Consider the following 8,059-nt stretch of genomic DNA (forward strand, 5'->3'; position numbering starts at 1 on the left):
TCAGCGTCGGCCTTCTTTTCAACTTCGTACCAGAATTCCGGTGTGGGCCAAGGGATCTTGGCAGGGCCGCCTTTGCCGGGCTGGGGAAATGTGGCTTCCGCCTCGTCGAGCTCTTTGATCATCTTCAGGGCGAGCTCCCGCTCATTGGCGTAGTACCGCTCGGCCCACTGCAACGCGACGCGGGCGTATGCCCAGGACGGATCCGCGCCGGCCCAGCGGGCGTCCTTTGCGGCGTTTCGGTGCATCTCGTCGGCATACGCCACGTGTTCCTGCAGCACCTCCTTCAGCCGCGCCGGGTTAGTCAGATGCCCCAGCGTGACCCGCAGTAGCGGGCCATGCTTGAGGGTGGGCGGGTCGACCGGAGCCTCATTCGCCCATTGGGTCACCGCTTCTAGCCCCTCTTCAGTGATCTTGTACAGCCTGCGATGGCGGGTGCCGCCCGTGTTCTCGACGCGCGAGGTCACCAGGCCCAGCTTCTCCAGCTTCTTGAGCTCGGAGTAGATCTGGCTGTAGGCCGGGCTGCCGTAGTAAAACCGCATGCTCCAGTCGATCCACTTTCGGATGTCATAGCCGGAGAGCTCGTACTCGTAGGACAGCATGCCAAGCAGCGCCCAGCTGGTCGCCGCAAGATTCGGCTTGCCCGGCGGATTGCTGCCTTCCATTTGCCCAGGTTACAGCCCAAGCCACTAGGCTTTCGGCAACTGACCACTGGCCGGGAGACGGCATTGCCGGACGCGTAAGCCGCGCTGCACACTGTGGCCGTGACATCCAACGGGGAAATGGCGACGCTCCAGTCGCTGTATCGGCCGTTGGCCGATTCGGTGCGTCGCCTCATCGACGCCACAATCAGGACACAAGTCGACGCGGCGACCCTCATCGCAGCCAAGGAGGAGATCGATTGCATCACTGAGAAGTTGACCGCGGCACCGATGCCGCGTTCTTTCGGAGTGCAGCAGACGGGCAACGGCCAAACGGTGGCATGGGGCAATGTGATGATCGGTTTGCGCAATCCGGTCGCCCCTCCCCTGGCGATCAACGACGGAGCCGACGGCCTGGTGTGGTCCGACTTCGCCCTCGGCGCAGCCTACGAAGGCCCGCCCGGCCACGTGCATGGCGGGGTTTGCGCGATGGTGCTCGATCATGTCCTAGGCGCAACCGCGCACAAGCCGGGAAAGCCTGCCTACACCGGCACTCTCTGCGTCCGCTTTCTGCGAGGCACCCCGCTGGGCGAGCTGCATGCGGAGGCCCGCGTCGACCGGGTGGAGGGGGTCAAAACCTTCGCCATCGGCCATCTTGCCGATGCACAGGGCATCACCGTCGAGGCTGAGGGCGTTTTCATCCACCCACGCGAAAGCTAGCTGCGCGCCGGAGCCAACCGCTTGAGCGCCAGGCCGCCTTCGAACGGCCGGTAACCGAAAGCGGCAGGGGCACGATAACCGGTGTCTTCCAGCGGCGTATGTACCTCGGCAACCGTTGGCCCGATCTTCGCAGCGACTCCCGAAAGCGCATCAAGGTCAAAGCGGTATAGCCGGCCGGCGTTGCCGCCCAAGATCTTTCGGCAGGCATCCTCCGACTTGTCGTGCAATGCCCAGCGGATCGCCAGCTTGGAGTGTGGTGTGAAGCCTTCCTCGTGCGGATAGTCGCTACCCCACATGATGTGCTCTGGGCCCATGAAATCGATCATCGCTGCGTCGAAGGGCGCTAGCTCGCTGGCGAGGTAGCAGTTCCGCTGAGCGTATTCGCTTGGCGTCAAAGTCAACTCGTCGACCGATGACCCGCCGAACATCCCGTAAGTGCGGTTGTGAGCCTCCGTTTTCATGGTGGGCACCATGGCGTCGAGTATGCCGAGTTGCCCTGGCACCCAAAGCGTGCCCTGTTCGGTCGGCACGAATCGCAGCGTCGGGTACCGCTCGAACACCCCCGCGAGGATCAGGTGACCGAGGGTGCGGTTGGCCCAAATCGCCATCTCGGTGATCAACACCGCGTTGGACGCCGGTTGGTCCATCGGCATCTCGGGGCTGCCGGCGCCCGCGTGCTGCACCACCGTCAGGTCCAGATCCGCACACAGCGCCCAGATCGGTTCGTAGCGAGTGTGGAACAGCGGTGCGACGTTGGGGTCACCGGGTGAGACTGGCGGGATGAGCACGCCGCCGAAGCAGTTCTGCTCGGCACCCCAGCGAATCTCTTCCAGGGCCAGATCGATGTCGTTAGGAAAGATTTGGATCAATCCGCGGCGTCGGGCCGGGGCCAGCGAACAGAAGTCAATCTGCCAGCGGTTGTGGGCCTGCACGCCGGCCCAGCGCTTTTCGAACTCTTCGCGGGTCCGGGGAAGACTGATGGTGATGTTGGGTGTGGTCGGGAAGAACGGCGGAACGGTGTTGGGCAGCAGCACCTCTGCCGCCACTCCGTCGGCGTCCATGTCGGCGATCCGGAGCTCGTGATCCCAGTTGCGTTGAGCGGTCGCGGTGATCAGGTCATCGAACGGGCTCACGTAACTCTTGGCCCATGCCTCGAACTCGTCATGCAGGGCCGCGGGCAGATACGGCTTGTAGTCGTGGAGATCGGCCCCGGCGTGCGTATCCGTCGAGATGACGACGTAGCGATCGATCGTGTCCCAGGTTGTAGCCATCGCATCCTCCGACGTTGTCGCTATTAAAGGCTAGCCTTCCGAGTGGCCCAACGATCGCAAGTTCTTCATACCGTCACACCACTCCGCGGAGGCCGTCGGCACCGAACACCGGCTCCAGCATCGCGGTGAAATCCGGGCCGCGGCGCAGCAAGTGTCCCCCGTCGACGTTGATGATTTGGCCGGTGATCCAGCTTGCGGCGTCGCTCAACAGAAACATCGCCGCGTTGGCGATGTCGTCGACCTCACCCATCCGCGGCAGCGGCGTGCAGCTGCGGTAATCCCCGGACAGTTCGGGCGAGTCCGTGATCGCCGCGACCAGATCGGTGCGGATCAGACCCGGACGGATGCCGTTGACCCTCACCCAGGACGGGCCCAGCTCGTCGGCGGCCAACTGCATCAGGTGATCGACGCCCGACTTGGTGACCCCGTAGGCGCCGAACCAGCGGTGGGTGTTGCTGGCCGCGATCGACGAAATGCCGACGAACGACCCTCCGCCGCCGCGCACGAGTTCGCGCGCGGCGTGCTTGAGCACGTACATGGTGCCGTTGATGTTGAGGTCGACGGTGCGCCGCCACGCATCCGAGTCGATCTGGGTGATTGGGCCGATGGTCTGGGATCCGCCCGCACAATGCACCACTCCGTGCAGCCGACCATGCCACGCCGTGACGGCATCGACGGCGCGGGCGACCTCGTCTTCGTTGGTGACATCAGCCGGTTCGTATCGGATCGCGCCGCGGCTGCCCTTGCCCGCCTCGATTTCTTGGACCGCCGCCGCCAGCCGATCGGCGTTACGACCGACGATCATCACCGCGGCCCCGGCGGCTACCAGCCCGGCAGCGACCCCTTTGCCGATTCCACTGCCACCGCCGGTAACCAAGTAAGTCCGGTCTTCGAACGAAAGCTCCACGCCAGCCCCTTCACACCGAAACTGAAACAGGTTCTAGTCATCGAACCATGCGGCTCAAATTGCTCGAAGGCGGGCACAACGCCGGTCCCCCGCCGGCGTGGGGCTGCTGTGACAGATGTGACCCTCGCCGGTTACGGCTCGTCGCGGCGGGCGATCTTGGACGGCTTCGGCGAGCGCCAGTCCTCGACATCGGGTGGCAGCCCGACCGGGTACCTGTTCTCGTTGTGCGCCGCCCAGTGGGCATGCCCGAGTTCGTGAATATGAAACGCGTGGCGCAACGCCTCGGTGAAACCCATCGCGTCCGACGCCGCGTTGACCGAATCCTTGATCAGCAGGGCCGCCATCGTTGGCCGCTCGGCAATGCGCCGCGCGAACTCCAGGGTCTTGTCCTCGAGTTCGTCGACCGGGAAGACCTTGGATACCATGCCGAGCCGGTAGGCCTCGTCGGCGTCCAGCGAATCACCGGTCAGCAACAGCTCTTTGGCTTTGCGGGGTCCGAATTCCCAAGGGTGCGCGTAGTATTCGACGCCAGGCATGCCCATGCGGACTGCGACGACGTCGCTGAATTTCGCATTGTCGGCGGCGACGATCAGATCGCACGCCCAGATCAGCATCAAGCCCGCGGAGATCGCGTTGCCCTGTACCTGGGCGATGGTGATCTTTCGCAGATCGCGCCAACGGCAGGTGTTTTGGAAGAAGTAATGCCATTCCTGAAGGTAGACCTTCTCGGCGACCGGATCGCGGGTGGCGCCGTTTATCCGGAAGCTGGGCAGCTGGTCCGGGCCGGGCGCCCGCTCGGCCAATGCCAACTCCGAGCCCAGGTCGTGACCGGCGGAGAAATTCCTCCCGCGCGCGGCCAAGATCACCACCCGAACGTCGTCGTCGGCCTCGGCTCGTAAGAATGCCTCGTCGAGTTGGACCAGCAGGCCGCGGCTCTGCGCGTTGTGCGCGTCCGGCCGGTTGAGCCAGATCCGGGCGATGCGGCCGTCGTCGAGCGTTTCGTAGGCGACCAGGTGTTCGGGTTTCGCGTCAACCGCGTTGGTGCCCACCTCGTTGGGGACTGCCATTGGCCACCTCACTCGCTGGATCAGGTCCTTACACATTACGGCCAGCCCGTAACGCGGCGAACAGCGGGTTAGGGCGTCGGCTGCAGGCGAACGCGCACGTCGCATACAGTTATGTCATGCCCGCTAAACCTGATCCTTCTGAAATCGAAGATGTGGAACCGCTAGCCGACACCACCGCAAGGCAGGCCAGGCGCGTAGTAGCGGCCTACGCGAACGACGCCGACGAGTGCCGCGTCTTCTTGTCGATGCTCGGTATTGGGCCGGCGAAAATCGAGGTGTAAATGCCGCCCGCGGGAGGCAAGTGCTCGAAGGAATCTGCCGCCGGGGAGTCCGACTTCGTGGTGGTGGCCAACCGGCTGCCGATCGACATGGAGCGGCTGCCCGACGGCAGTACCACCTGGAAGCGCAGCCCCGGCGGGTTGGTTACGGCACTAGAGCCGCTGCTTCGGCGTCGTCACGGAGCCTGGGTCGGGTGGCCAGGCATCGTTGACGGCGACGAGGAGCCCATCGATGCCGAGGACCTTCGGCTGCATCCGGTGCGGCTATCCGCCGAAGACGTGGCCGAATACTACGAGGGGTTCTCCAACGCCACGCTGTGGCCGCTGTATCACGACGTCATCGTCAAACCGACCTACCACCGGGAATGGTGGGACCGCTACGTCGAGGTCAATCGCCGATTCGCCGAGGCCGCCGCACGCGCCGCCGCCCGAGGGGCGACGGTTTGGGTGCAGGACTACCAATTGCAGCTGGTGCCGGCGATGCTGCGCGACCTGCGGCCTGATCTGACCATCGGCTTCTTTTTGCACATCCCGTTTCCGCCGGTCGAGCTGTTCATGCAGCTGCCCTGGCGCACCGAGATCGTCGAAGGACTGCTCGGCGCAGACCTGGTGGGCTTCCATCTGACCGGCGGCGCGCAGAATTTCCTGATTCTGTCGCGGCGCCTGATAGGCGCGAACACCTCCCGCGGTTCAGTCGGCGTCCGGGCGCGATTCGGTGAGGTCGAGGTCGACGGGCGGATCACTCGGGTGGGCGCATTCCCGATCTCCATCGACTCCAGCGACCTCGACCAGAAGGGCCGCGACCGCAACATCCGCAAGCGGGCCAAAGAGATACGGGCCGAGATCGGCAATCCCCGCAAGGTTCTGCTCGGCGTCGACCGGCTCGACTACACCAAAGGCATCGATGTGCGCCTCAAGGCGTTCGCCGAGCTGCTCGCCGAGGGCCGCGTCAAGGGCGACGACACCGTGCTGGTCCAGCTCGCCACCCCCAGCCGGGAACGGGTGGAGAGCTACCAGGTGCTGCGCAACGATATCGAACGCCAGGTCGGCCACATCAACGGCGAATACGGCGAGGTCGGCCATCCGGTGGTGCACTACCTGCACCGCCCGGTCCCTCGAGATGAACTCGTCGCGTTCTTCGTGGCCAGTGATGTCATGTTGGTCACCCCGCTGCGGGACGGGATGAACCTGGTGGCCAAGGAGTATGTCGCGTGCCGCAGCGATCTGGGCGGTGCGCTGGTGCTCAGCGAATTCACCGGTGCGGCAGCCGAACTCCGGCAGGCCTACCAGGTCAACCCGCACGACACCGAAGGCGTCAAAGATGCTATCGAGGCAGCGCTCAACCAGTCGGTCGACGAGGGGCGGCGCCGGATGCGGGCGTTGCGACGCCAGGTCCTCGTCCACGACGTCGATCGTTGGGCTCGGTCGTTCCTCGAAGCGCTGGGCGAGGCGCATCCGCATAACGGCTGATTCGATGGTGTTGCTCCCGGCGCGCTGCAATACTCGTTGCACACCTAGCCGGAAGGGAGCGTCGAAGATGAGTACGTCCCGCGGTCTGACCGCCGCCGCTGCCGTGGCACTCGTGGCGCTGGGAACGGCGAGCCCCGCCAAAGCGCTCGGACCGCCACCGGATGGCATGTACAGCTTCAGCGAAGCCGGAGTGCCCTCGGCCACGTGGAAGATCAACGCGCTGTGCGATGCGCCATCCCGTCAGCGGGCCATTCCTGACTTCACCGACCCGGTCATCGCCGCGGACCTCTGCGCTCTCAACGTAAGTAGCACCACACCCCGGGTGATCAGCCGTCAGGAAAAGTTGGCGAACTACGTCGGGCGTGCTCGTCTTGCCAGCGACCTGTGGACGTTTGACATACCGAAGCCGGACGGCGTGAGTTGTCCGGATGGCACCACCGCGGCATCGACGGAAACGTACGCGTTCGACGACGTGTCACTGACGGGCACGCACACCAGCATTCACGGCGACGTCTGCGGCCTGCAGCCCGCGATGCGGAAGACCCCGTTCACGCTGGCGTTCCAGGGGCCGCTGCCCAACCCGGTCGAGCGTTATCCGTTGGACTGCAACCAGATCGGGCAGTGCCGCTGAACTAGATCGGCGTGATGTAGTTGATCAACCATTTGTCGCCGACCCGCTGGTAGTCGACTCGCAGCCGGCTGCCGTCGTAGAGTGGCTCCCGCGACTTATCGGTGACAGTGCGGTTCATGTAGACCATGACGGAAGCCGAATTGCGCTGCGCTGCCATGACTCCCACGCCGACAACGTTTGCCTGCACGACGACCTCGCGCTTCTTGGCCTCCGGGATGATCTGCTCGGTGGCGCTCTTCTCGAACTCGTGCCGATAGCGCGGTGTGAGTAGTGGATACGCGGCGTCCAGGCTGCGCTCGACGGTTTGGTAGTCGTAGCCGAATACTTGCGGAATCTGCTTGGCGGCCAACGGCGGAAGCACCGCCCGGGCGGACTGCTCTCCGCGGGTCTCGACCCGTTGCCAGTAGAACCAGCCGCCGGCCGCGGCTAACCCGATGAACGCGGTGGTCAGCAAGCTGACGGTGGCGGCGATCAACCACCGCATCAATTGCCCCCGTCCGGATACTTCAGGTCATAGCCTGTCATTCGCCCGTTGTCGTCCTCGTGCACGATGACGCGCATGCGATAAGGCTCAGACGGCTTGTTGACACCGTTCATGTCGGTGACGGTCACGCGCGCCGATACCAGCACTGAGGCATTGCCGTTGACGCTGTCGATGGCCTCCAGAGCGGCGCCGTTGATGACCGTCTCCGATGTCGCGTCAGTGTGACGGAATAGCGCTTTGATGTTCTCGACGTTGTTGTTCGAGCTGAGCATGCCGCGCAGCGGCCCGCTGGTGCCCTCGACGAACCGGGACACGCTTTGGTCGATCGTGTCTGGCGTGTAGCTGAACATGTTGACGACGGTCTGGTTGGCGGTGTCGACGAAGCGCTGGGCGCGCGCCTGTTTGGCGTCGGCGTGGCGCTGCTGGATGACCTCGATGATCAGGGCCGTAGTCAGTACGGCGATCCCGACCAGTACGAATGCTAGCGCCGCCAATCCGACTAGCCGACGGTGCGCGGGCCGGCGTCGCGGCGGGCCGACCGGTGTCGCTCGTTGCTTGACCGGCTCGGGCGGTGCCTCGACGCGGACTGTGGT

The 8,059-nt window shown here is 64.6% G+C and carries 10 protein-coding genes; 4 read left to right on the plus strand and 6 right to left on the minus strand.

Annotated elements, in window-relative coordinates:
• Window positions 1-662: PadR family transcriptional regulator (locus WBF82_RS07610; RefSeq protein WP_424382445.1), on the minus strand; the 662-nt coding region annotated here is incomplete at its 3' end.
• Between the two features lie 117 nt (window positions 663-779).
• On the opposite strand from WBF82_RS07610, the gene WBF82_RS07615 reads away from it, so the two are divergent.
• A complete protein-coding gene (locus WBF82_RS07615) occupies window positions 780-1,358 on the plus strand; it encodes a PaaI family thioesterase (protein ID WP_424382454.1) in 579 nt (192 codons plus the stop codon).
• Here WBF82_RS07615 and WBF82_RS07620 read toward each other — a convergent pair.
• The 3 genes from WBF82_RS07620 to WBF82_RS07630 form a co-directional block, all read right to left on the minus strand.
• Window positions 1,355-2,629 carry an amidohydrolase family protein gene (locus WBF82_RS07620; RefSeq protein ID WP_424382446.1) on the minus strand — a complete coding sequence of 425 codons (1,275 nt, stop codon included), beginning with the start codon at window positions 2,627-2,629 and terminating at the stop codon, window positions 1,355-1,357. The genes WBF82_RS07615 and WBF82_RS07620 overlap by 4 nt on opposite strands.
• Before the next feature lie 73 nt (window positions 2,630-2,702).
• Window positions 2,703-3,536: an SDR family oxidoreductase gene (locus WBF82_RS07625; protein ID WP_424382447.1), complete on the minus strand. Its 834-nt coding sequence runs from the start codon at window positions 3,534-3,536 to the stop codon at window positions 2,703-2,705.
• Window positions 3,537-3,667: 131 nt separating this feature from the next.
• On the minus strand, window positions 3,668-4,603 hold the full coding sequence (locus WBF82_RS07630; protein ID WP_424382448.1) for an enoyl-CoA hydratase: 936 nt from the start codon (window positions 4,601-4,603) through the stop codon (window positions 3,668-3,670).
• Between the two features lie 116 nt (window positions 4,604-4,719).
• Here WBF82_RS07630 and WBF82_RS07635 point away from each other — a divergent pair, with 116 nt between their 5' ends.
• The 3 genes from WBF82_RS07635 to WBF82_RS07645 all read left to right on the plus strand — a co-directional run bounded on the left by WBF82_RS07635 (window position 4,720) and on the right by WBF82_RS07645 (window position 6,982).
• Window positions 4,720-4,884 carry a hypothetical protein gene (locus WBF82_RS07635; protein WP_424382449.1) on the plus strand — a complete coding sequence of 55 codons (165 nt, stop codon included), beginning with the start codon at window positions 4,720-4,722 and terminating at the stop codon, window positions 4,882-4,884.
• Window positions 4,885-6,351: an alpha,alpha-trehalose-phosphate synthase (UDP-forming) gene (locus WBF82_RS07640; protein WP_424382450.1), complete on the plus strand. Its 1,467-nt coding sequence runs from the start codon at window positions 4,885-4,887 to the stop codon at window positions 6,349-6,351.
• A 67-nt stretch (window positions 6,352-6,418) separates the two neighbouring features.
• Entirely contained in the window at window positions 6,419-6,982 is a 564-nt protein-coding gene (locus WBF82_RS07645; RefSeq protein WP_424382451.1) for a hypothetical protein, read from the plus strand.
• A 1-nt stretch (window position 6,983) separates the two neighbouring features.
• Here WBF82_RS07645 and WBF82_RS07650 read toward each other — a convergent pair whose 3' ends face one another.
• Window positions 6,984-7,466, minus strand: coding sequence for a mammalian cell entry protein (locus WBF82_RS07650; protein WP_424382452.1), 483 nt, complete (start codon window positions 7,464-7,466; stop codon window positions 6,984-6,986).
• The coding region (locus WBF82_RS07655) for a mammalian cell entry protein (protein ID WP_424382453.1) at window positions 7,466-8,059 on the minus strand (594 nt) is incomplete at its 5' end. The genes WBF82_RS07650 and WBF82_RS07655, both read right to left, overlap by 1 nt.

The organism is Mycobacterium sp. (genome assembly GCF_049673265.1).
In the GTDB taxonomy this organism is placed as follows: domain Bacteria; phylum Actinomycetota; class Actinomycetes; order Mycobacteriales; family Mycobacteriaceae; genus Mycobacterium.

Coding starts and splice junctions, on each gene's coding strand:
- WBF82_RS07630 (WP_424382448.1), bottom strand. CDS start 4,603: ATGGCAGTCCCCAACGAGGTGGGCACCAACGCGGTTGACGCGAAACCC.
- WBF82_RS07635 (WP_424382449.1), top strand. CDS start 4,720: ATGCCCGCTAAACCTGATCCTTCTGAAATCGAAGATGTGGAACCGCTA.
- WBF82_RS07615 (WP_424382454.1), top strand. CDS start 780: ATGGCGACGCTCCAGTCGCTGTATCGGCCGTTGGCCGATTCGGTGCGT.
- WBF82_RS07650 (WP_424382452.1), bottom strand. CDS start 7,466: ATGCGGTGGTTGATCGCCGCCACCGTCAGCTTGCTGACCACCGCGTTC.
- WBF82_RS07640 (WP_424382450.1), top strand. CDS start 4,885: ATGCCGCCCGCGGGAGGCAAGTGCTCGAAGGAATCTGCCGCCGGGGAG.
- WBF82_RS07645 (WP_424382451.1), top strand. CDS start 6,419: ATGAGTACGTCCCGCGGTCTGACCGCCGCCGCTGCCGTGGCACTCGTG.
- WBF82_RS07620 (WP_424382446.1), bottom strand. CDS start 2,629: ATGGCTACAACCTGGGACACGATCGATCGCTACGTCGTCATCTCGACG.